The organism is Altericroceibacterium spongiae (assembly GCF_003610805.1).
Lineage (GTDB): Bacteria > Pseudomonadota > Alphaproteobacteria > Sphingomonadales > Sphingomonadaceae > Altericroceibacterium > Altericroceibacterium spongiae.
The window spans coordinates 481,959-504,646 of the sequence record NZ_RAPF01000002.1; the positions used below are offsets into that span (position 1 = coordinate 481,959).

The 22,688-nt window shown below is 56.8% G+C and carries 25 protein-coding genes and 1 tRNA gene; 10 read left to right on the forward strand and 16 right to left on the reverse strand.

Annotated features, from left to right (window positions below; genetic code table 11):
* Positions 1–58: 58 nt before the first annotated feature.
* The 3 genes from D6851_RS05775 to hflK all read right to left on the reverse strand — a co-directional run bounded on the left by D6851_RS05775 (position 59) and on the right by hflK (position 3,798).
* Positions 59–1,582: a Do family serine endopeptidase gene (locus D6851_RS05775; protein WP_238473957.1), complete on the reverse strand. Its 1,524-nt coding sequence runs from the start codon at positions 1,580–1,582 to the stop codon at positions 59–61.
* Between the two features lie 102 nt (positions 1,583–1,684).
* On the reverse strand, positions 1,685–2,533 hold the full coding sequence (hflC, locus tag D6851_RS05780) for a protease modulator HflC (protein ID WP_120323907.1): 849 nt from the start codon (positions 2,531–2,533) through the stop codon (positions 1,685–1,687).
* Between the two features lie 2 nt (positions 2,534–2,535).
* Positions 2,536–3,798 (reverse strand): protease modulator HflK, encoded by a 1,263-nt coding sequence (gene hflK / locus D6851_RS05785; protein ID WP_420797091.1) that lies wholly within the window; start codon positions 3,796–3,798, stop codon positions 2,536–2,538.
* A 30-nt stretch (positions 3,799–3,828) separates the two neighbouring features.
* Here hflK and D6851_RS05790 point away from each other — a divergent pair, with 30 nt between their 5' ends.
* From D6851_RS05790 to hemH, 3 genes are read left to right on the forward strand one after another with little or no spacing between them, the layout of a single operon-like run.
* Positions 3,829–4,803 carry an Mrp/NBP35 family ATP-binding protein gene (locus tag D6851_RS05790; RefSeq protein ID WP_120323989.1) on the forward strand — a complete coding sequence of 325 codons (975 nt, stop codon included), beginning with the start codon at positions 3,829–3,831 and terminating at the stop codon, positions 4,801–4,803.
* The gene (locus tag D6851_RS05795; RefSeq protein ID WP_120323908.1) at positions 4,800–7,067 is read left to right on the forward strand and encodes a molybdopterin cofactor-binding domain-containing protein; all 2,268 of its coding nucleotides are present in this window, start codon (positions 4,800–4,802) and stop codon (positions 7,065–7,067) included. The genes D6851_RS05790 and D6851_RS05795 overlap by 4 nt, the downstream gene beginning before the upstream one ends.
* Positions 7,064–8,086, forward strand: coding sequence for a ferrochelatase (gene hemH, locus D6851_RS05800; RefSeq protein WP_120323909.1), 1,023 nt, complete (start codon positions 7,064–7,066; stop codon positions 8,084–8,086). The genes D6851_RS05795 and hemH overlap by 4 nt, the downstream gene beginning before the upstream one ends.
* Positions 8,087–8,270: 184 nt before the next feature.
* Here the strand turns inward: hemH and D6851_RS05805 are convergent, their stop codons facing one another.
* On the reverse strand, positions 8,271–8,462 hold the full coding sequence (locus D6851_RS05805) for a DUF1674 domain-containing protein (RefSeq protein ID WP_183029999.1): 192 nt from the start codon (positions 8,460–8,462) through the stop codon (positions 8,271–8,273).
* Positions 8,463–8,571: 109 nt separating this feature from the next.
* Here D6851_RS05805 and D6851_RS05810 point away from each other — a divergent pair, with 109 nt between their 5' ends.
* Positions 8,572–9,813, forward strand: a complete 1,242-nt coding sequence (locus D6851_RS05810) for an RsmB/NOP family class I SAM-dependent RNA methyltransferase (protein WP_120323991.1) — start codon at positions 8,572–8,574, stop codon at positions 9,811–9,813.
* Positions 9,814–9,836: 23 nt separating this feature from the next.
* On the opposite strand, the gene msrA is transcribed toward D6851_RS05810, so the two are convergent.
* Positions 9,837–10,376, reverse strand: a complete 540-nt coding sequence (gene msrA, locus D6851_RS05815) for a peptide-methionine (S)-S-oxide reductase MsrA (RefSeq protein ID WP_120323910.1) — start codon at positions 10,374–10,376, stop codon at positions 9,837–9,839.
* A gap of 117 nt (positions 10,377–10,493) precedes the next feature.
* Here msrA and D6851_RS05820 point away from each other — a divergent pair, with 117 nt between their 5' ends.
* The 6 genes from D6851_RS05820 (at position 10,494) to D6851_RS18000 (ending at position 14,555) form a co-directional block, all read left to right on the forward strand.
* Positions 10,494–11,330, forward strand: coding sequence for a class I SAM-dependent methyltransferase (locus D6851_RS05820; RefSeq protein ID WP_120323911.1), 837 nt, complete (start codon positions 10,494–10,496; stop codon positions 11,328–11,330).
* A 92-nt stretch (positions 11,331–11,422) separates the two neighbouring features.
* The gene (gene ubiM, locus D6851_RS05825) at positions 11,423–12,592 is read left to right on the forward strand and encodes a 5-demethoxyubiquinol-8 5-hydroxylase UbiM (RefSeq protein ID WP_120323912.1); all 1,170 of its coding nucleotides are present in this window, start codon (positions 11,423–11,425) and stop codon (positions 12,590–12,592) included.
* Positions 12,593–12,657: 65 nt separating this feature from the next.
* On the forward strand, positions 12,658–13,512 hold the full coding sequence (gene aguB / locus D6851_RS05830) for an N-carbamoylputrescine amidase (RefSeq protein WP_120323913.1): 855 nt from the start codon (positions 12,658–12,660) through the stop codon (positions 13,510–13,512).
* The gene (folK, locus tag D6851_RS05835; protein WP_120323992.1) at positions 13,509–14,060 is read left to right on the forward strand and encodes a 2-amino-4-hydroxy-6-hydroxymethyldihydropteridine diphosphokinase; all 552 of its coding nucleotides are present in this window, start codon (positions 13,509–13,511) and stop codon (positions 14,058–14,060) included. The genes aguB and folK overlap by 4 nt, the downstream gene beginning before the upstream one ends.
* Positions 14,016–14,091, forward strand: a tRNA-Lys gene (locus D6851_RS05840). The genes folK and D6851_RS05840 overlap by 45 nt, the downstream gene beginning before the upstream one ends.
* A 95-nt stretch (positions 14,092–14,186) precedes the next feature.
* Positions 14,187–14,555 carry a hypothetical protein gene (locus tag D6851_RS18000; RefSeq protein WP_238473958.1) on the forward strand — a complete coding sequence of 123 codons (369 nt, stop codon included), beginning with the start codon at positions 14,187–14,189 and terminating at the stop codon, positions 14,553–14,555.
* Between the two features lie 127 nt (positions 14,556–14,682).
* Here D6851_RS18000 and D6851_RS05850 read toward each other — a convergent pair whose 3' ends face one another.
* The 11 genes from D6851_RS05850 to D6851_RS05900 form a co-directional block, all read right to left on the reverse strand.
* On the reverse strand, positions 14,683–15,744 hold the full coding sequence (locus D6851_RS05850) for a phage portal family protein (protein ID WP_120323914.1): 1,062 nt from the start codon (positions 15,742–15,744) through the stop codon (positions 14,683–14,685).
* Positions 15,731–16,282, reverse strand: a complete 552-nt coding sequence (locus D6851_RS05855; protein WP_120323915.1) for a hypothetical protein — start codon at positions 16,280–16,282, stop codon at positions 15,731–15,733. The genes D6851_RS05850 and D6851_RS05855 overlap by 14 nt, the downstream gene beginning before the upstream one ends.
* Complete coding sequence (locus tag D6851_RS05860; RefSeq protein ID WP_120323916.1) at positions 16,279–16,914, reverse strand: HK97 family phage prohead protease; 636 nt, start codon at positions 16,912–16,914, stop codon at positions 16,279–16,281. The genes D6851_RS05855 and D6851_RS05860 overlap by 4 nt, the downstream gene beginning before the upstream one ends.
* Position 16,915: 1 nt before the next feature.
* Positions 16,916–18,139: a phage major capsid protein gene (locus D6851_RS05865; protein WP_120323917.1), complete on the reverse strand. Its 1,224-nt coding sequence runs from the start codon at positions 18,137–18,139 to the stop codon at positions 16,916–16,918.
* A gap of 1 nt (position 18,140) precedes the next feature.
* A complete protein-coding gene (locus tag D6851_RS05870) occupies positions 18,141–18,485 on the reverse strand; it encodes an HNH endonuclease (protein ID WP_238473959.1) in 345 nt (114 codons plus the stop codon).
* The gene (locus tag D6851_RS05875; protein ID WP_210210328.1) at positions 18,482–20,056 is read right to left on the reverse strand and encodes a terminase large subunit domain-containing protein; all 1,575 of its coding nucleotides are present in this window, start codon (positions 20,054–20,056) and stop codon (positions 18,482–18,484) included. The genes D6851_RS05870 and D6851_RS05875 overlap by 4 nt, the downstream gene beginning before the upstream one ends.
* A gap of 86 nt (positions 20,057–20,142) precedes the next feature.
* Entirely contained in the window at positions 20,143–20,505 is a 363-nt protein-coding gene (locus tag D6851_RS05880; protein WP_120323920.1) for a hypothetical protein, read from the reverse strand.
* Between the two features lie 171 nt (positions 20,506–20,676).
* Positions 20,677–21,993, reverse strand: coding sequence for a helicase RepA family protein (locus D6851_RS05885; protein WP_120323921.1), 1,317 nt, complete (start codon positions 21,991–21,993; stop codon positions 20,677–20,679).
* Entirely contained in the window at positions 21,990–22,265 is a 276-nt protein-coding gene (locus D6851_RS05890) for a hypothetical protein (protein ID WP_120323922.1), read from the reverse strand. The genes D6851_RS05885 and D6851_RS05890 overlap by 4 nt, the downstream gene beginning before the upstream one ends.
* Positions 22,262–22,471: a hypothetical protein gene (locus tag D6851_RS05895; RefSeq protein WP_120323923.1), complete on the reverse strand. Its 210-nt coding sequence runs from the start codon at positions 22,469–22,471 to the stop codon at positions 22,262–22,264. The genes D6851_RS05890 and D6851_RS05895 overlap by 4 nt, the downstream gene beginning before the upstream one ends.
* Positions 22,468–22,656, reverse strand: coding sequence for a helix-turn-helix transcriptional regulator (locus tag D6851_RS05900; protein ID WP_120323924.1), 189 nt, complete (start codon positions 22,654–22,656; stop codon positions 22,468–22,470). The genes D6851_RS05895 and D6851_RS05900 overlap by 4 nt, the downstream gene beginning before the upstream one ends.
* Positions 22,657–22,688 lie beyond the last annotated feature (32 nt).

The window sequence follows — 22,688 nt, forward strand, 5'->3', positions numbered from 1 at the left end:
CATAAAAAAGCCGGCAGAAACTCAGTTCCTGCCGGCTTTTTTATAAGTTTGTCTGACGTCAGTCAGACTCTTTAAGCCGGATCGGTACGAACTGAGCAGGGCGACCGCGACGCTGTACTCGCAACAGGACAGCTTCACGATCCTGATCTTGTGCCGTTTTCACGACATTCTCGAGGTCCTCAACACTGGTGAGGCGCTGATAATTAGCGGTCAGGAGAATATCGCCCCGCTGTAAACCTTTCTGACCTGCATCTGAGCTGGGATCGACTGCTGTAATGACGACGCCTTGCGTGTCACTGCTGACTCCAAGCTGGCGGGTGATCTGAGGGTTGAGAGGAATGACATGCAGCCCCAGCGCATCTTCCAGCACCCCCTGACCTGAAGATGGTGCCTGGGGCGGCCCGAGATCGTCTGAGTCGGGATCAAATGTCTGCTGTGCCAATTCTTCTTCGCTGGGGCGCTCACCCACAGAGATATTGAGCGTCTGACGCTTGCCGTCGCGAATAACTTGGACCGGAACACGTGTACCGGGCTCGATATTGGCCACTAGAAAAGACAGAGTCTGGTCCGGTGTTACATCCTTACCGTCCACTTTCATCACCACGTCACCGGGCTGGATACCAGCTTTGTCAGCCGGGCCATTGGCAGTGACCGACTGAATGAATTCACCGTGATTTTCCGGAATATCCAGTGCCTCGGCCATATCTTCAGAAACAGGGCCGATGAGCACGCCGAGATAGCCACGCTTGATTTCTTCACCAGCCATCAGTTTCTTGACAATCGGCGAAGCGGTTTCTGCCGGAATGGCGAAACCAATGCCGACACTGCCCCCGGAAGGTGAGAAAATAGCGTTGTTAATGCCGATCACATTGCCCTGCATGTCGAAGAGCGGCCCGCCAGAGTTGCCTCGATTAATGCTAGCATCGGTCTGGATGTAACGGTCATAGGCCCCGGCAGAACCGGTATTGCGATAAACGGCGGAGATGATCCCGGCAGTCACAGTTCCACCCAGGCCAAAGGGGTTGCCAATGGCAATAACCCAATCGCCTACCCGGGCTTGCGAGGAATCGCCGAACTTCACGAATGGGAATGGCTTGTCGCGTGAAATTTTAAGTACGGCAAGGTCGGATGCCGCATCGCGACCGACGAGTTCGGCCGGATATTCGGTGCCGTCCGGTGTACTGACAGTGATTTCCTCGACTTCAGCATGGCCTTCCGCAGCGATCACATGGTTGTTGGTTACAACATAGCCATCTGCCGAAACGATAAAGCCTGACCCCAGGGACTGAGCTTCACGAGTGGTTGGACGACCGCGATTGCCGAACAACTCGGCAAAGGGGGTCCCGGAGAAAGGATTGTTGTTGACGGTGACACGCTGTCGAGTGGCGATGTTTACAACGGCAGGCTGCAGCTGTTCCGTCAGATCGGCAAAACTGGAAGGTGCTCCCGCTCGAGGAGTAATCTGCTGCATATGCTGCGCATCGTTTTGCGCAACCTGCGCACCAGCTGGATAGCCGGTGATGAGTGAGATGGCGGCTCCGCCTGCAAGCAGAGCCGATGTGATGCCATAAGAATAACGCACGGGCTTCACGTCCTTTATCTTCCTTCTCGGCTGAGGCGTTGTAAGCGCCTATTCAGGTACGAATCTATTGCAGCCGATATGGGCTGAATACGATTTGAATGGTCAGCGTTTTTCGCCGCGAAACTGGCGTAAATATTCATTATCGGGTGAGAGAATGATCTGGCTATCCCCGCTGCCAGAGCCGAATGTGGTCGTATAGCTTTGCATAGCGCGATAGAAATCATAGAAATCGGGGTCCTGCCCAAAGCTCTTTGCATAGGTGGCCGCTGCATTGGCTTCGGCTTCGGCACGTATGATCTGAGCATTTTTTCGGCCTTGCGCTCGAATCGTCGCGGCTTCCTCTTCACGGTCCGTTTCCATACGCGTGAAAGCGGATTCGAGAGGTGTGCCTTCAGGCAGGTCGGCGCGTTTGATTCGTACATCTATCACTTGCGCGCCATATTGGCGGGCCTGCCGGTCAAGGCCATCGCGAATATTTTTCATTGCATCACCGCGTTCGGCGGTAAGCAAAGAGGCAAATTCACGACGTCCCAGTTCTTGCCGCAGAACTGATGTCAAAATAGGTTTCAATTGCTCCGCAACGGCTTGTTCGGTGCCTGCGGTTTCTACCATCCGTACAGGATCGATGATACGGAAACGGGCATAGGCATCTACATCAAGACGTTGCTGATCGTTGGATAATACTTGTTGCCGCTCCATGTCGAGATCGAGCACACGCTTGTCGATTCGTTCCACTCTTTCGAGAAAGGGAATACGAAAGATAATACCGGCGCCTGTCTTGCCGAATTCAGTGTCCGGACGGAAGCGATTGGCGACGCGAACCGGATCACCTGTGCGAATGATAACCGCCTGCTGGGTTTCAGGCACCACGATCACGCTCGACATCACTGCCACAATGACGATCACTGCGCTGATGATGAGGAGCTTATATGTTTGCCAGAGCTGTTCCATGATTATTGGCTTCCCGTCGAAGTAACCGTCTGGGTATTGTTATCGCCATCATTGCTATTCCGTCGCCGTGTTTCGGGCAGCGGCAGATAGGGAACAACGCCGTCGGTTTCGATCACGGTTTTGTCGGTATCGCGCAGCACACGCTCCATCGTTTCATAATACATACGCCGACGTGTCACTTCGGGGGCAAGACGGTATTCTTGATAGACCTTGTCGAAAGCGGTCGCGTCGCCTTCGGCCTGAGCGAGAATTTGCTGCGCCCAGGCACGGGCGCGATTGATATCCGTTTCTGCGGCCTGTTGCGCTGCGGACACTGCTTTAAAAGCATCGACCACGCGGGCGGGTGGATCAGTTTTCTCGATTTCAATGCCCTGCACGGCTACGCCCGAACGATAGGCGTCGAGAATTTCCTGCATTCTTTCACGCACGCGCTGTTCGATTTCGGCACGGCCGGCGCCTGACAGGACACGATCGAGATCATGTTCGGCTACCGAAGCGCGCATGGCCGCTTCTCCGACCTCGCGAACCGTTTCATCAGGATCTGCCAGTTGGAAATGGTACTGTTTGAGATCCTTGATATTCCAGCGAATGAGATAAGACAGGTCGACCAGATTCTGGTCGGCTGTCAGCATTAGTTTTTCCTTACCGCTTTCGGGAATGCTCTCCCGGCGGATAGATGTCACATCCGTGACCTGGACCTGCTGGACCGGCCATGGAAGAGTCATGGAAATACCCGATCCGATCGTGTGGGAATAGCGGCCGAAGGTCGATACCACTCCCTGTTCTCGCGGGCCGATCTGGTGGAAGCTTGTTATTACGAGCCAAAGGGCCACGATCCCCACCACAATCAAAGGCAGCCAGCTTTTGCCGCCAGGGCGTGAAGGGAAATGAAAATTAGGGCCGCCAGGGCCTCCGCCACCGCCACGGCGCGGGCCCTCGGGTCCGCGATTTTTGAAAATATTGTCTATACTGGCCGAACGGCGCGGACGGTCCGAAGAAGCGTTCCCTCCAGGGAGCCAGGGATTACGAGGTCCACGTGGAGGAGGTGTGTCTCCATCCTGCGATCCGCTGTCTGAGTCGCCACCGGTCTGCCCGCCACTATCGTCGTCACTATTCTCGCCCTGAGGAGGTTTTCCCCAGGGGCTGTTTTTGCCGGCCATTGCCAATCCGATCCGTCCGCTGAACCCGCCCAAAATATTCATGCCATCTTTTATAGGCACATAATGGCGGAAAAACAGGGGCAGAAAGCCAAGTTTTCGCTGCATGGCCTTCGTGAAAGCGCTAGCAGGGCTGTTATGACAATTGAAAACGCAATCAAGAACGAACTTCCAGACAATATTGGTGCGCGCGTGCAGTCGGTCCGTCTCAATGATGGTATTGCAACATTAGTGGTGGATGCCAGTGGTCTCGCCCGCAGCGACGCAGCAGCACTTGAAGAACGGATACGCCAAACTCTTACGACTATAGAAGGTGTACGGGATGTGCGTGTTGCCATGATGGCGGATAAGGTGAAACGCAGACTTGTCGCTGTGGGTTCGGGCAAGGGCGGGGTCGGAAAATCCACCCTTACAGCCAATCTTGCTGTTGCGCTTGCGAGGGCTGGGCATAAAGTCGGTGTGGTTGATGCAGATATTTATGGGCCTTCTCAGCCTACATTGCTCGATCCGGCGAATCAGAAGCCACAGGCCCGGGATAAGCAACTGATTCCCGTTGAAAGTGAATTTGGGGTAAAACTATTGTCTACCGGGCAGTTGATCGAGCCAGGCAAAGCAATTGCCTGGCGTGGCCCTATGACTGGCGGTGCATTAACGCAGATGATGGAAGCTGACTGGGGCGATACCGAAATTATTCTGATCGATTTGCCACCGGGAACGGGTGATATCCAGCTTACCATGATCCAGAAATTCAAACCCGATGGCGCTATGGTTGTATCTACTCCGCAAGACCTGTCATTAATCGACGCGGCACGTGCACTGGATTTGTTCCGTCAGGCACATGTCCCCGTGATCGGGATTGTCGAGAATATGGCGGGTTATATGTGCCCTCATTGCGGTGAAATCAGTGATCCTTTCGGCAGCGGCGGAGCGGAAGCCGCAGCCCTGCAGCTCGGCGAGAACTTCCTTGGGCGCATCCCTCTCGCCATGGAAATTCGTGTGGCAAGCGATACCGGGCAGCCACCGGCAGCCAATAATACGCCACAAGGACAAGCGTTTGCTGGGATCGCACACAAATTAAGCGACTGGCTGACATCAAAGGGCCAGCCCGGATGACGATTAGCCGGCGTGGTCTTCTTGCAGGAGCTGCTGTGGGAGGTGGACTGCTTGTTGCGTGGAGTTTTGTACCGCGCCATTATGACGCTCCGCTTCCTGCCGGGCGCGATGAATATAGTTTTGATGCCTGGTTAAAAATTGCCGCTGACGGGGTGGTTACAGTGGCTATCCCGCAAATAGAAATGGGGCAGGGCGTCACAACTTTGCTGGCCCAGATTGTTGCGATGGAACTGGGCGCTGATTGGCGGCAGGTTGCAGTTGAACCCGCACCGATTAGCGGGGCTTATCCCAATCTGGCACTGGCGGCTCGCTGGGCTCCCCTTTGGCGTCCAGCGCTTCCAGCGCTGGCTGACGATCCTGATGACTGGTTGTTGCGACGTTGGGCAGAAACAAATCGGTTTGCTGTCACAGCGGATGGTATGTCGCTTGCCGCTTATGAGGAGCCCTGCCGGGCAGCTGCGGCTTCCGTGCGTGCCATGTTGGCGAAAGTTGCGGCGAAGCGCTGGGATGTGGATTGGCTGCAATGCGATGCACAGAACGGTTTCATCGTGCATGGGGATAAGCGCCTGCGTTTTGCAGAGCTGGCAGAAGAAGCAGTTGCAATAACACCACCCGACCCAGCGCCATTGCGCCCGGAGCTTCCTCGTGATCCAAGCGATCCGCTCGAGCTGGAGGAGCGCACAGCCTTTCCGCGGCTCGATCTGCCATCCAAAGTTGATGGAAGCTTTCTTTTCTCTGGCGATGTACGGTTGCCCGACCTGGTTTTTGCGGCAATTCGTCATGGCCCTGTGACCGAAGCGGTTTTGTCTTCTTTCGACCGCGACGCTGCAAGCGAACGGTCGGATCTGGTTGGCGTTGTGCAAGGCAAACGCTGGCTGGCCGCTGTGGCCACGAACTGGTGGGCTGCAGAAAAGGCGTTGGATGCAATGGCGCCGCGTTTTACCCTCCCCAATCCGGTTGACAGCGGACGGATTGAACGCACGCTTGATCAGGCCGTCAAGCAAGGAGACGCACAACGAATTTATGAGCGGGGTGATGGTGACGGTGGAATGGGGGAGCCGTCATTATCCTTCCGGTACAATGTTGCTCCAGCCGTACATGGAACAATAGAAACAGCCAGTGCTACGGCTCGACTACTGGATGGAAAACTTGAGCTCTGGATAGCTACGCAGGCCCCAGACCATGCACGGCGTGCGGCTGCAAGAGCACTGGATATGTCGCCCGCTGATGTGGTGCTTTATCCGATGCCGGCAGGGGGGAGTTTCGACAGGCGGCTCGATCACGATCATGCGATTGAGGTGGCACTAATTGCGCGGGAAACCGGTCGACCGGTGCAACTCACATGGTCTCGCTGGCAAGAGCAACTGGCATTACGTCCGCGTACACCTGTTGCGGCAGAAATGAGTGTCAAGCTTACACCCGAAGGCGATATTGCGATGCTTCACGGTCGCGTAGCACTGCCGGCAACGGTGCGGGAATTCGGAGCGCGGCTGTTCGAGAATATGACCGACTGGGCGGCTATGGCAGAGATGACTGGCGTGGCTGATCCGATGGCACTGGAAGGGTTGGCGCCTGCTTATAGTATAGCCCATGTGGCACTCGATCATGTGCCTGCGACTATTGGCTTGCCTACAGGCCGACTGCGCGGGAATGCGCATGGTTATACAGCGTTTTTCACGGAAAGCCTGATTGATGAAGTGGCGACGCTTTCCAGGCGGGAGCCGCTTGCATATCGTATGAAAATGCTGGGGGACGATCCCCGTTTGGCTGAATGTTTGCAACGCGTTGCCCGTCTTGGGGCATGGGGTGGCGGTGCAGACAATAGCGGGCAAGGACTTGCCTGCCATCATATGGGGCCGCTCCAAAGTGGGGGGCGCATAGCGCTGATTGCTAAGGTGGTGGTTGGTGAGCATGGCATCGAGGTGCAGCAATTTGCGGCGGCGGTTGATATAGGGCGGATTGTGAATCGCGATATCGCCTTGCAACAAATCGAAGGCGGGCTGATCTATGGATTGGGTCTGGCGCTGGGATCTGCCACAGGTTATCAGCGTGGATTGCCCACGCATGGGCAGCTTGCGGATCTTTCTCTCCCGAGGCTGGCGAGCACGCCGGAAATCATGATTGACCTCATTGAAAGCGATGCAGAAGCCTTCGATCCTGGGGAACTTTCGGTGGCACCGGTCGCTCCTGCCATTGCCAACGCACTCTATTCGGCAACTGGCCTGCGCTTGCGGCATCTGCCACTGCACAGGGGAGAAGGATGACTTATCAATCGCAAAGCCTGCCTGCCGATCATCCGCTAGTAACATGCGGCAGAGTAGGGCTGTTGCTAGTCAATCTCGGTACGCCGGATGCACCCACGCCGGAAGCGGTAAAGCGTTATTTGCAAGAATTCCTTTCTGATCCGCGAGTTGTGGAAATTCCGTCGATTGCCTGGCAACCTATCCTGCGCGGTATTGTTTTACGAACCCGTCCGAAAAAATCGGCCCATGCCTATAAGCAGGTCTGGACCGAGCGGGGATCGCCTTTGGCGGTAATAACAGAGGATCAGGCCGCCGATCTTCAGGAACGGTTGGGAAATGCGGTAAAAGTCAGTTTTGCCATGCGTTATGGTAACCCTTCCATTCCCTCGCGCCTGTCTGAACTAAAAGAAATGGGATGTGACCGGATTGTGGTAGCCCCGCTCTATCCGCAATATTCAGCAGCCACAAATGCAACGGTGGTGGATAAGGTGGGTGAAGCTTTGCAAGCCATGCGATGGCAGCCTGCACTCCGCACAGCGCCACCCTATTATGACGATCCGGCATATATTGGAGCGCTAGAAAGAGATTTGGCGAAGCAGTTGGATGGCCTGTCTTTTACACCCGAATTATTGCTTTTAAGCTTTCATGGCATGCCTGAAAGAACGTTGAAGCTTGGCGATCCATATTATTGCCATTGTCGCAAGACAGCACGACTTTTGGAAGAAGCGCTGAATCGTCCTGATTTGCGTATAGTTACAAGCTTCCAGTCGCGCTTCGGCCGAGCCAGATGGCTCGAACCGGCCACCGACATTAAATTGGAAGAAGAGGCGCGCAAAGGGATCAGAAGAGTTGCTATTGCTGCACCGGGGTTTTCTGCCGATTGTCTCGAAACATTGGAAGAGCTGGCGATCCGCGGGAAAGAACAGTTTATGAGTGCGGGAGGAGAATACTTTGCAGCTTTATCCTGCCTTAATGCTGGTCTGGAGGGTATGGACATGCTCGAAACGCTGATGCGTCGTGAATTGGCTGGCTGGATATGACCGGACTGCCAGTTCACGTCAACTCAAGGAGAGTTGCCAATCTGCAGCCTTTAAAACTTGGGGTGTGGCCTGACAGGTAACGCTTTCGATGACGGCACGGTTGATCTTGTCTCAGATGATCCGGAGATGGCGATAGCCTGCTGGTAGAGCCTAATCGTAAAGCTCTGCTCCGTCCCGGAGGTCGTCAAAAGTCGATAGCAATGCCATCTTTCACCCAGTCGCCGTAACGCGTCGGGCTGAGACCGTCATGATTGCCATCCGCATCTTCATGTTGCTGTGGAGGAGCGTCGGGCTGCGGTGCCGGATCGTTGGTCCAGTAGTCGGGCTTGCGAAAATTGGCCGGGCGTTGAGGTTTGGGTGACGTGTCGCTGCTCATGAGCATTAAATGGGAGCGAAAAGCTTGCGATGCAATCCTCAGATCGGCGAACAGTGGCAGATGTAAAAAAGCATTCCTTCTTTTCGGTGCCATGCCCTATGGCAAGGCCATGTCCGAAACACCTGGATTTCCCGCCCGCCGCGCTGCCATGCGTTTACTCGATGCCGTTCTTCGCCGGGGCGATACGCTCGATCAGGCCATGGGCTCTGCCACTAAAGAGCTTGATAACTTCGCAGATCGTGCGCTGGCGCGGGCCATCGCTGCGGAAGTTTTGCGCTATCTGGTCGACATTGATGCGCTGATCGATTCTGCAACGCGCAAACCTTTGCCGGAGGATGCCAAAGCTCGCACAGTGTTAAGAATCATGCTTGCACAATGGTTGCGTCTGGCGACCCCTCCGCATGCGATCGTGGCAACAGGACTACCCTTATTACAAGGCGGGCCGCGGCGGCTGGCGCATGGCGTATTTTCTGCTCTGGTCCGTCGGGCAGTGGTCTTGCCCCGGTCTCCGACACTACCTGAAAAGGTTGAGGCGCGTTGGGGCGCTGAGGCGACAAACATTGCCAGTGGCCTTGCAGTTCCGCCACAGGTCGATCTCACGCTCCGGAATCCGGATGAAACACAGAAATGGGCGGAAAGGCTTGATGCTATTAGCCTTGCGCCCGGTCATTTACGACTGCGTCGCGGAGTAGCGATTGCTGAGTTGCCCGGTTATGCGGAAGGGGCCTGGTGGGTGCAGGACCTTGCGGCCAGCCTGCCGGCGCGCTTACTGGGGCAGGGTATGGGGCGCAAGGCGCTGGATCTTTGCGCTGCGCCGGGAGGCAAGGCCTTGCAACTGGCTGCAGCGGGCTGGGATGTGACAGCGCTCGATATCAGTGCAAAACGGCTTGAGCGATTAAGTGACAATGCCAAAAGAACCGGTCTCACTTGCACAACAGTTGTGGCCAATGCGTTAGAGTGGAAGCCTGAGATATCTTTTGACGCCATATTACTTGATGCGCCCTGTACAGCGACCGGTACTTGTCGTCGTCACCCCGATGTTCTTCACCGGATTGGTGAGCGTCAGATCGCAGAGATGGCCGAATTGCAAGCAAAGCTCATTAAACGCGCTGCATCCTGGCTTAAGCCGCAGGGCCTGTTTGTCTATGCGGTTTGTTCGCTGGAAGAGGAAGAGGGGAAAGCGCAGATATTCCCAACTTCGCTTTCGCCAGACCCTATTGGGCCGGAAGAATGCCCGGCAGTGCTGATATCGGCATGTTCAGACAATCGGATTACCACTCATCCGGGAATGCGCACGGAGGAAGGGGGGGTGGATGGTTTCTTCATCTCCCGCTACCACCGTGCCGCATGATATATTCCGGTAAACGGGCCGGATCAGGTTGATTTCACTTTAGCCTGAAAACTTTTGCGCAATTTCTGAAGTTTCGGCGGAATGATTGCTTTGCAATAGGGATTACTTTGGCCCTCGCCTTGCCAATATTCCTGATGATAGTTCTCTGCAGGATACCAGACACCAGGATCTTCAATCGAAGTCACTACCTGATCACCATATTCGATATTCGCCCGTTCAATGCCTGCGACGGTTTCTTCGTGTTGTTCCGGGCTGATAGGAAAAATGGCTGAGCGATATTGCGTGCCGACATCGTTGCCCTGGCGGTTGAGCTGCGTTGGATCGTGTGTGGCGAAGAAGATATCGAGCAATTCGGAATAGGAAATTACCGAGGGGTCGAAGGTAATTTTGATGGCTTCGGCATGGCCTGTCGTTCCTTCGCAGACTTGCTTGTAAGTCGGATTTTCAACAGTTCCGCCAATATAGCCACTTTCAACTTTATCCACACCGATAACATCGTTGAACACGGCTTCTGTGCACCAGAAGCAACCGCCTGCGAAAATAGCCGTTTGCGTCTCGCTCATTGCCTTCCTCCTTTCGAGGTTGTCTGTTCGGGCCGTCCATGGAGGACCGAAACGCGCTTGTCATCCTTGCCTTAAAGGATAGTCTTCATAATTGACATTCCAAGGAGGAGAGGTGCCATGCGTCGAATTTTTGCCTCAACAATAGTTGCGGCTGGCCTATGCTGGGCAGGGCCCGCTCTGGCTGACCAGACAGATATGTCGAACAGTGTGAGTTTTGAAGATGTCCTGACCCAGGATTTTCGAGCTAAGGACTCCATTCGGGATCAGTATCGCCATCCCGCCGAAACGCTGAGCTTTTTCCAGGTAAAGCCTGGAATGACGGTAGTCGACTTTATGCCTTCGGGCGGATGGTACACGCGGGTTCTTGTTCCTTATCTTGGAGAAGACGGAATCTATATTGGGCTTGATCCGGAAGTACCCTCTGATGCGACAGGGTTTCTTGCGACTATGCGTGATACTGCAAGCCGTGTGCCACAGCAGGCAGCCGAATGGCTTGGCGATGAGGGAGCCGAAGTACGCGGTGCCAATGTTGGTTCGATACCGGAAGAGTGGAATGGAACGGTTGATCGTGTGATGATCTTTCGGGAGATACATAATATGCATCGGCGCGACTGGCTGCGCCCGGCTTTAGTGGCTGCTCGCAAGCTGCTGAAGGAGGATGGAATGGTCGGTGTGGTTCAGCACAGAGCTAAAGCTGATGCTTCTGCGGAGTATACGGACGGTAACAAAGGCTATCTGCGCGAACAGGATGTGATTGCACTGTTCCAGGCCAATGGATTCGATCTCGTCGCATCCAGTGAGGTCAACGCCAATCTCAAAGATACAGCGAACTATCCTGGAGGTGTCTGGACGTTGCCTCCTACCTATGCCGGTGCTGAAGAGGCGGATAAGGCGCGCTTGCAAACCATCGGGGAAAGCGACCGTATGACATTGCTTTTCCGCAAGCGCCCGTAACACTCACCCGGCGGATGTTCACCCGGGATTGATCGGGCTCAAGGATTCAAGGTTCCTTCTGCGTCAGATAGGGGCGGAGGAGATTTGGAACTATGGAATGCGATATTGTCATTATCGGGGCAGGCCCTGCCGGGCTGGCTTTCGCCAGTTCACTGGCAAAAACAGGGCTTTCAATCACTCTGATAGATCGGCAGCCCTTAGATGCCATCGCTGAACCGGTATATGACGGGCGGGAAATCGCGCTGACCCATCATTCGCAGAATATTCTGCACGATCTTGGAGCATGGGCTTATCTTCCGCATGATGACATTGCGCCCTTGCAAGAAGCCCGTGTTCTGAATGGCAATTCGCCTTTTGCGCTCAGTTTCGATACGGGGCAGACCGGTGCGGAAGCGTTAGGTTGTCTTGTTTCGAATTGCCATATTCGCAAGGCGCTCTTCCGCTGTATTGAAGGGCGAGAAAAAATTACCTTGCTCGCAGGGCAGGCAATCCGATCAATTTCACATTCGCAAAAGCATGTAGCTGCGGAACTTGCCGATGGTTCCTATGTGACCGGCAAGTTGCTGGTGGGGGCAGATTCCCGCTTTTCCTGGGTGCGAGATCAGCTCGGAATCGCGGCGGAGATCAATCGGTTGGGGCGGGGCATGTTGGTGGCGCGTATGCAGCATGAAAAACCGCACGGCAAAATCGCAACAGAATGGTTCGATCACTACCAGACTGTTGCTATGCTGCCCTTACGAAACAATTATTCCTCCGCTGTGGTCACATTGCCTATAGGCGAGGCAGAAGCTCTGATGCGGCTGAGCGAAAAGCAATTTAGTACCGAGATTACGCAACGGTATCGCCACCATCTGGGCAATATGGAACTTGACGGGACACGTCATCTCTATCCTCTGGCGACCACCTGGTCGCACCATTTTGTGTCTGACAGGGCTGCGCTGATAGGTGACGCGGCTGTGGGTATGCATCCTGTTACAGCGCATGGCTTCAATCTCGGTCTTAGCGGGCAGCGTCTGCTCGCTGAGGAAGTTTCAAGTGCTTTGCGCAAGGGACAGGATATAGGAGGGGCTAGAGTGCTAAGGGCTTATGAACAGGCGCATCGCAGGGCTGCAGCGTCGCTTTATCGCGGCACGAATATGCTCGTTCGTCTGTTTACCGATGAGGCCCCTCCATCGCGCGTCATGCGTCACGTGGCGTTGCGTGTGGCGCAGAAAATGCCTCTGGTGCGAAGCTCGATCCGATCTATGCTGATGGCGCGATAACATTTGCTCATCGCCTGGCTGGATGAGGAATAGACAGCGCATACTCTCATACATAGAAGACAATTATGTCTGAAATTACCGTTGCTGCCCTGCAGCTTCCGCTTGGAAACGATGATGAGCAGGAAAACATCGCTGCCGTTGCTACCCTGATCGAAGAGGCTGCCGCACAGGGAGCGCAAATTGTCCTTCCGCCTGAGCTCTTTTCCGGCCCCTATTTCTGTCGCGTTGAAGAAGAAGAACTTTTCGCGCTGGCAAGGCCTGTGAAAGACCATCCTTCTGTCATTGCCATGCAGGTTTTGGCTCGCAAGCTGGGTATTGTCATCCCTACCAGCTTTTTCGAACGAGACGGCCACCATTATTATAACACGCTTGCCATGATCGGTGTGGACGGCGATATCCTTGGCACATATCGCAAAAGCCATATTCCAGACGGCCCTGGTTATGAGGAAAAATTCTATTTCCGCCCGGGAAACGACGGTTTCAAGACATGGGATGTCTGCGGCACACGAATCGGTGTGGGTATATGCTGGGACCAATGGTACCCCGAATGCGCCCGTGTGATGGCTCTGCAGGGCGCTGAATTGTTATTCTACCCGACGGCGATCGGTTCTGAGCCTTATGACGCGGATCTTGATACCAGTCGTATGTGGCGCCGTGCGATGCTTGGCCATGCCGTGTCCAATTGCATGCCGGTCATCGCAGCCAATCGTATTGGACAGGAGGAAGGTGGTCAGACTTTTTACGGCCATAGTTTTATTACCGATGAATGGGGCGATTACCTTGCCGAATATGGTGCGCGGGAAACTGGCGTGCTTGTAGCGACAATCGATCTGGCGCGCGCCGCCAGACATCGTGCAGGCATGGGTTTCTTTCGTGATCGCCGTCCTCAACTTTATGGCCGGATCTGCGAGGACATTTGAGAGAGTTCTATCTTGTCGCGCTTGGTTCGAATCAGCGCCATCATCGCTTTGGATCTCCGCGCGTAATTCTGGGGAGTGTTGCCGGGATATTGGAAAGTGCTGAATGTAATGTACTGGCCGTGGCGCCTGTCATAACCAGCGATCCGGTTGGGCCCTCCATGCGTCGCTATGCCAATGGCGCATTGCTTTTGGCTACCGAGAGGAAACCGGAAGAGCTTTTGAGATTACTCAAGCAGATTGAAGCGGCTTATGATCGGGACAATCGCGGTCAACGCTGGCGTTCACGCACGCTCGACCTGGATATTATTCTGTGGAGCGGCGGTGCCTACGAGTCTAAAATACTCACAATTCCACACCGTCTGTTCCGTGAGCGCCGGTTTGTGACGGGCCCTGCGAGTGCAATTTGTGGGGACTGGCGAGACCCTTCGACAAATTTTACTGTGAAACAGTTGCATGCACGCTTGACCAAGCCGCATACCCCCCCTAGGGAGCGGCGCGTGGTCGGGCCCTTAGCTCAGTCGGTAGAGCAACTGACTTTTAATCAGTAGGTCGCTGGTTCGAACCCAGCAGGGCTCACCATATTTTTCAATAGCTTATATGTCTTCCGCCTCTTCAGTTTGGAGAGGTTTTTTGTATGGGGTAACGTTTGGGGTAACAGCGTGCAAATCTCTAGCATGTTGACAGCAAAGGTGAAAAACTCCCCGCACTATCGATCATCTGGAGGGGGCGAGATGAAACGGATTTTTACAGCGGCGCTGGTTTTGGCATTGGCCGGATGCGCATCTACGCAAGACGTTCTGCATAAAGAGCCCGACAGCGTGTTCCATTCCGCCAAGCCGGTTGATGATGTCGTCAACTGTATTGCGGAAAAGAACGGCGCAAAGGTTCGTGAGGCGGCGGACGGTTCGAAATTCGTGCAAATCAAGAATGGCTGGCAGGGAATAACGCTGCTTTTTCGAGTTACGCCAGAAGGTGGCGGGAGCCTGATTGAATTGAAGAAATTTTATCCAATGGGGATCGCCGCGCATAAGCAATGCTATTGAGACTGTCTAATTACAATGAACCGGAGGCGGCATTTCCCGACACCGCCCCCGGCCAGTTTCCACCGCGCTGGACAAGGCAAGTCGCGCAGCGGTCTATGGTGCGGAGAGGAGGCCGCACCAATTCCATTCAATCCGCCCAATCGATGAACGACAGGGCATCTTCCACGGCCTGAGGATCAAGCCCGGCTTCTTTGGCTTGCGTTAGTGCCGTCACCATCGCACCAAACGCCCGCGCTCGACCGCCAGCATCGAAAGCCTGCGCCGGGCGAACAACATCGATAGTCACGGGCGTTGCTAGCTTCGCCGTGCATTCCTCGGCCATGACCTGCGCCATCGGTTGCAGCACCCATTGGGCAAGATGGCGTTGCGCTTCCCGCACAAGCGGTCCCTGCGCGTTCGCGGCGAACATGGCAGGCAGGACGCCGAACGCGGCGAAGATCGCCCCTCGGGCATCGGCCAGCGATTCGACGGCCATTGAACCTTGGAGCGATGGCGTCACATCCTGCGGTCGCCAATCATGCGAAGGAACCGGCCCACCGGCTGCCGTGACGTTCACGGATTCGCGCAACATCACGCGCCCACGCCGACCACGAAAGCCCAGCCCAAGTGTTTCAAGGTCCACGTCCGGGCTTTCCGGGAACGGCACAACCTGACTGCCCAGCGGCGCATTTTCGTAAACCTCGGCTAGCGCGGCTTCCAGCGTGTGAAGCAATCCTGCCGTCAACTGCGAGCGCCGCAACGGGGCCTGCCCCGTCCAAGGCGAACCGGGATCGGGAGCAAGGCGAAAATGCAGCACCTCGGCTGCCAATGCCGTTTCTGATCGTCCGCCGCCAATCTCGGGAACAGATACGCGATAGGCGCGCGGGATGCCGTCACGGGTGGACAAGTCCCAATCGATGATCGGAATTAGCCGGTCGCGGATCAGGAATACCGCTTCCCCTCGCAAGGCAAGGGACCGGGCTGCAATGCACATATCGAACCGCGACAACAGATCGGTGCCCCGAACATCGGCAATCGACAACCCGCTTTCCCAAAGGCTCACACAGGTTTGCACGGTTGCCGTCAGTTCGCCCAGGCCGGTGCGCCCGGCAACATATGCTTCCCGCGCAGCCATGATTTGCGAGGTGTAGCCCGTGCCCGATGTCGAGCGGGTTTCCCGCTTACCGAATATACGATCAAACAGGTTCATGGCTGGCCTTTCGATATGCCCGCAGCAGATCAGCCGCACCGGAATATTGCAGTGCTCGCGCCATTGCTGCGGGATCGATCGACACCGCTTCGGATAGCTGGCCCACGTTGGCACTGTAGGAGCGCGCACCGGCTGGCACCGGGCTTTGCGCCGTCAGATAGGCCGCAAGGCGCTTGATCGCTTCCTTGACCGCCGCCGGGATGCTCGCGCCAGAGTTTGAACCGACCGATGCTTCAATCTGCACATTGCCGCAGGGAAGCATGAGGCCGAATGGTCCACGCCTGAGCGTGACCGGCTGCCAGTCGCCATCCTTCCAGCCGAACGCTTCAGATATAAGGATAGGGCCAAGTGGGGGCTTCCATTCACCGCCGCCGCTGCGCAAGGTCCATACCACGCGCCTAGGTGCCCAGCGCTGCCCGCAGTAATGTTCAACGCGCGTCCAGCACGTCTCCAGCAGGTCGCCCGTGACACCTTCAATCGCGGGATAGCTTTCCGGCGTGCCTTCAAATTGCGTAATTTCGGTTACGTAAGCGCTCACCGCCATCTCCCCGATGCGTGAATGATACGGCGGCGCGGAAGGATGATGCCGCCTGCGCTGCGCTCCTCTTCCTCATCATCGTCTTCATCCTCAAGTTCAGCTTCTGTTTCATCGTATGCAGGCCGCGTCACCAATGAGAGTTCGAACAAGATCGCATGAAAGATCGTGCGGATCAGGGCATGACCTTCGCGGGGATTCTCCTCGGTCGTTTGTTCGGGCAGTTCCACAACCTCGGGAGGAGCAACGCGAAAACCGGGAGATATGCCGCCGACAAGTCCGGCTTCGGATTGGGCCATGAAGTCCTGCGCCCATGTCGTGCGCTGGATTTGCGGTGTCAGAACAGCCTCAAATGTCAGGGCCTCGGACGTGTCAGAAAACGCAAGCGTCTTCGCCTTTTTGCTGGCCAACGGCTTGTCGAAAGAGTGCCCGACCAACAAATGCACTTCGCGCTCTGGCGCTTGCACTGCGTACTCAAAGGCCTTCGGGGCAAATTCTTCCTTCTTGGGACGCCGCCCCTTACCGCCAGCATCGAGAATCGCCCGCTTTTTGTAAGGAAACCGCCCCCGGATACGACGGGAGCCGTCTTTTTTCCGGGCGCGGATTTCCAACTCAAGGGGGTAGATACCCGGCATTTTAGGCCACCGACAGAATGCGGGTCTGCACACCGCGCGTTGCGGTGAAGTCCGCCGTGACAATGCCGGTCAGGACAAGCTGCCCCGATGCCGCGCGCGTATACGGATCGCGGATCAGATCGACGGCACCATAGATGCCCAGGAATGCAGGCGCGATGCCGTTGACGGTCGCGGTCAGGATCGCATGATCGGCAGGAAGCTGATTTGCCAGCACCGGCGCGATGCCATGCTTTGCCATGCGGTCCAGTTCCGAAACGGCAGTGCCGGTCACAAGCGCGTCGTCGAGCGCGCCCCAAACCGCAGGCGGGAAGGCAAGGCGAACCTGCGAGGGATCAGTGATGGCGTTCGCCTCAAGGAAAGCGATCACCTCGGCACGAAACGCGGCCCAGCTATCGAGCGCGGCCACGGCTTCAACGTTGATGCCATAGGTTGCAGCACCGGGAATGAGGCCGAGAGGCTGGCCGGTTGCGCCGGTCCCGTTCACTACCGCATCATCGAGGGCAACCGCGATTGCCGCTGACATATCCGCACGAATGGCGTTTTCGATGCCTGCGGTCTGTTTCAGCGACTTGCGCGAAAGCACCATCTGCGCCCCGAGATTGTGATCGGGTTTCAGCATCACTTCGCCGGTCTGCGCCGCATTGGCCGTGCCCACGTCCGCAAGTTCGCCATTGGCCCAGCCTGCAACCGCACCGGCAGTCAGGATCGGCCATTCAACCGCGCCAGAGGGGATATTGACCGATGCAACGCCCATCTTCGCTGCCAGCGACTGCGGAAAGATGCGCCCGATCAGATCGCGGGTCTGTTTCGGCTCGACAAGGCCGCTGCCAATCGTCTCGCCTGCGCGCTGCTCAAGAGCGGCGAAGGGCACCGGAACGCCGCGATAGCCGCCTTGCGTGCGCAGTTCGGTGACGACTTCGCTAGTCGCGCCCGAGAGGGATGCGCCCTCGTCAAGATGCAAGGCAACCTGCCGGAGTTCGAAACGGTCCACCAGATCGGCAAACTCACGATCACTGCGGTTTTCCATTTCGGCTCCGGCTTCCCGGCGTTCACCGTCCTCGGCAATGAGCGCGGCACGATAGCGCGTCTCGTTCGAGCGATATTCGGCATCGAGCGTTTCCATGCTGCGGATTTCATCGGGGCTGGCATCAGCCTTTCCGGCCAGCACCGACAGTTCGGAGCGAATTTCTGACTGGCGACGCTGAATGCGAACGGAATCAAGCATTCTAGGCTTCCTTTTCAATGTCATTGATTTTGAGATGGTTTCGGGTCAGTTCGCGTGTGAAGACGCGCCACGCGAGGCGCTCGGGGCCGTTTTCGGTCCTGCGATCCATTTCCCGCTTCGTCTTTGCGGAATGGCAGGAGATGCAGAGGGTCTGGAGGTTGCCCAGATCAAACGCCAATTCGGGATGCGTTCGGATCGGCTTGATATGATCCACGTCCAGACGCGCACCGCGCGCGCCGCAGGCGACACAGGCGAAGCCGTCACGGCGCTTGGCGGCATGGCGAATGGCCTTCCACCGCACGGAACGATAGACGGCAGCGCCTGCGCGTTCGGTGTCCCGCTTCATGCCCATACCGGTTGCCTCGCTTTGGATACGGGCCTAGCGGTCCTGCGCACGCCCTCGGCAATCGCGAGGATGGAAGCGGCAGCGGCATCGATGCGGCCAAGTGAACGGGCTTTCGCCAGCTTGTGATTGCCTGCCGGATCAACCAGCGTGATTGCATCGGCAAAGGCAGATCGCAGCAGCAGCGAGGGAACGGTTTTGACTTCGCCGTCAAACAGGGCGCGCCGGAACCGCTCAATATCCTCGGCACCGTCTTTCCAGCCAAACCCGCGCCAGATGAAGGGCACGCGGCCAAGTCCGGCCTTTGCCATGGCTTCCGTAAACTCGGCATGGCGGAAACGGTCGCCGCAAATGCAGGCAGGTGTTATACCTTCAAGACGGCGCACGACTTCGGCAAGCCAAGGCCCGGTAGGCACCGTGTTCTCGCCCAGCGTCGAGAGTTCACCGCGCTCATTCATCTCGACATAGCGGTTGCCCACACCATCGGACGCGCCGCGATCAGCAAGCCCAGGGCGCGCAGGAAAGCTGCCAACGGCTTCCAACCTGCCGGTTTCGGGCCAGTAATAGGCCGCTGCCGACATGGAACGCGAACCCCCAAGGTCTATGCCAAGGATGCAAGGCCCGGCCCTCTCGGGCAGGTCTTCCGGGTCCACTTCGCCGCTCATCCATTCGTCTACCGTGACGACAACAGATCGGTCTTCGGTTGAGACGCGTTCATTGCGATTGAGGTTGCGAAAGCTGGACAGGGCCGAACCGCCACGAGCGATGGCACGGCGGGCCTGCGCGACCAGCCATTCCGCCGATGCACCGATGCCTTCCGCTGCGCCCGGATTGGCGATCAGCAGGCTTTCCAGATCGTCCGCAGGCAGGCCGAACGGGGGGCGATGTTCCTGCACATAGGTTCCGGGTGGAGGCTCATCGAGCCAGCGGGAAAAGGTGTTTGCATCGTCCGGGGCCGAGGTGGAGATAATCAGCGCCCGGCCATCACGCTTGCCGAGGCCCGACAGGATAGCATTTTCCAGCGTATCGCCCTTGGCCTGCTCCCATGCGGCCCGTTCATCAAGGATGGCTAGGGTAGGCGCGCCGCCGAGAATGGATTTGCCATCGGCTGGGATAACCCGCAGCAAGCCGCCGCCATTGGCCGGATATTCGACCTCCAGCTTCGCCCCGCGCCGGATGATGAAAAGTTCCTGCTCGGCTTCCGACAGGCCCTCAATGAACCCGATGACGAATTGGAACGCCGTGCGCGCTTGATCGCGGTTGCGCGCCGCAAGGATGATTTCTCGCTTGGGCTGATTATCCCAAACGCCCATAAGCGAGCCAAGGCCGATACCCGCCGACAGAGCGGTCTTCGCATTGCCGCGACCAATCGACAAACAGCCGACCATGACGCCGGGCACCATGGCACCGCGCACGAACCGGCGCTGATATTCTGCCAGCACCAGAGGCTCGCCAGCCTTCGGACCTTCGGGAACCCGCAGCGTTTCAAGGAACGCGATGACCGTTTCAGCGATATTTCCCGAATTTTTTTGCGGGAGAGAGAAAGGATCAGCCCGCCCTCCGTGCGCTGTCACCTCCCCCCGTAGGGCCTCCATTGGGACCACTTGGCACGCTTCCTGCTTACGCGGACGGCCTCTTTTGCGCTTCAGGGCGGCCTCGGTCATGCCGTCCTCGCGTGAATTGCATAGTGGATCGCATCGCCTGCCACACTGTGAACCGGCTTGGCTGACAGCAGGGTGTAAGCCTTACCGTCCGCAGTCACCGTGTCGCCAATCTTCGGCTCGACCAGCGCTGCGCCGGGCAGGGCCATTACGCCTAGCAGGTCATCTGCAAGCACAACTCCAGATGCGACAAGTTCGGTCGCGGCATCCGTTGCAATGAACCGCAACGCCTCTGACACGATAACGGACGTCGAGGGCGGGTCCCATGGGTTTTGAGGTGGAGGGCCTTCGGTGAGCCGCGATAGCGTGACATCACCGCCATAGCGGGTCAGTAATCGCGCGTTGACCGATGTAAAATCCATGAACGGATATTACAACATTGCGCAACTTATGGTAAGTATCTCATTCCGTAACGATGCGTAACGATCAGCATCCGCACCGCAGTCGTTTCCCTAATATATATAACTGCGGTGCGGAATGCGGGCTTAAGCCCCGCTTATCCGCCCCCACATCAGTTATCCGCACTTCCGCACTCATTCCGCAGTTGAGTGCGGTGACTGCGGTTCATGGGCAGGCTTGCCGACCTTAAAGGCTGGATACTCTCGACCATCACGCGATGAATGACTAGTTATGCGCTCAAGCGCCTTGTTAGCCGTCCATGTCCTAATCAGCGACGTAACCCGCCCTCGGGCCATGTTTTGCTGAGCATCGCGATCCGCTTTTGTGGAGCCGGGAGCGCCAATATCCAAGCCAAGCGCTTCTGCCACGAGATAGCCCAGCCAGTCCTTGTTTGCGGGGTTCGCTGCAGGGAGCGTTGCGCGCTTTGCGATGGCCGCTTGTACCATTGCAAGATCGTCGAGTTTCACGCCCTCGAATGCATCTGGCGGCGACCACTTTTCGACTACGCCGATTTCGTCACCCCAAGGATATTCAGGCGTCCCATTGTCCAGATTGACAGACGCCATCCGATACCAAGTGCCCAGCCCACCGCGCGGAGACATATTCGCCTTCGCGCCGTCCAGTGATTGAAAGATTCGGACAACTTCTTTCGGCTCAAGTCCCCATTCTTCCTGCCCTCGCTGCGGGTTAAGAGGTGCCAGGACACGGCCAGCGCGGATGCCGTCACGGAATGCAGAAGCGCCACGCCCATCGTTGATGTTCGGATCGTTTGCGTTCGCGGCCTTGTTTGTATGGTGAACCAGTTCGATTGCAGCGTTGGCCTTGTCCGCTACGTCGCGCCAGGCATCGATAACCGCATTGATTGCGCCGTTGTCGTTCTCGTTCACTGCATGACAGGTTACGAAGGGATCAACGATCAGCACGTCAATACGGCGCTCCCGCATCTGCGCAACCAGTTCATCGACAACCGGCTTTGCGACCGTAACGGTCGTACCCTCGGCAGTCGCGATCTTGATCGGCTGATTGCGGCCACTGTCCACGAACAAGCGCCCCCCAATCTGCTCATCAAAAATCAGGTGGTGGATGCAGGCCGCTTCAAGTCGCCGGTCCAATTCCTCGGTCGTGTCCTCACCGCACCAGTACCAGACGCGCAAACCACCCCGGATGTGAACCCGATTGTGCAGCAATTGGCGGCCTGTCGCCATCGCCAGAGCGTCCACCATGACAAGCGACGATTTTCCAATGCCGCCGGGGCTGATTGTGCCGGTCAATACCTTGCGCGACAAATGATAGCCGTAGAGCCATTGACGTGGTGGAGGCAGACTGCGTTGCCAAGGCGTCGGGGCGATTTTGACATGGCCAGCTTCGCCTTCCGTGCCAACAGGATCAACTGCAGGCCACTGAACCTCGTAAGCTGCGGCGTCCGCCTCAATCTTTGCGTCAATATTCATGGTGCGCCGATCTCCTCGGCTTGGTCGGCCACGATCAGCAAGCGGCGCAGATAACGCGTAATCTCGGCCAGCACGTCCGCTTCGGCAGGGGCATAAATCCATGCCGCAGCGCACTCAGTCACCAACCAGCACAGGCTTCGCGCCGTTGCGCTTTCGGTTTGCGTGGCCTTGTAACTGGCTGCATTGCGACAGGTGCGAATGCGGCGGCGCTGCTCGTATTCCTCGGGCGGAAGTTGCCCGAGAAACACTGTCAGATCATCGACCGCATTCATGCCCCGCCCTCCAAAATCGAAAGGCGGCAACCCAGTCTCGTTGAGATAAGGCGCGCTTCGGCTTGGGCATCGGCATAACTCTCGAACCAGATCCGGGCGCTTTCGCGACCGTCAATGTCGGACATGTAAAGATAGCCGCCAATAGGGCCGCCGGGCTGATCGCTTGGCGATTTGCCGATATAAACAACTGACCAGCGCGCGCTCATGCCACAGCACCCCGCGCTTCGATCCAAGTGATGATTTCAGCTTCGCGCCAGTAACGGCGGCGAGAAATGTAAATTGGCTTGGGAAAATTGAGTGTTTCGTCGTTGAGCCATCTCCAGATCGACATGTCACTAATACCGCCGCACAGCTCCCGGACTGCGGCTGATCCGATCAGTTTGCTTTTCATGGTAACGGGTCCTTTATCGTTAGAACCCGTCC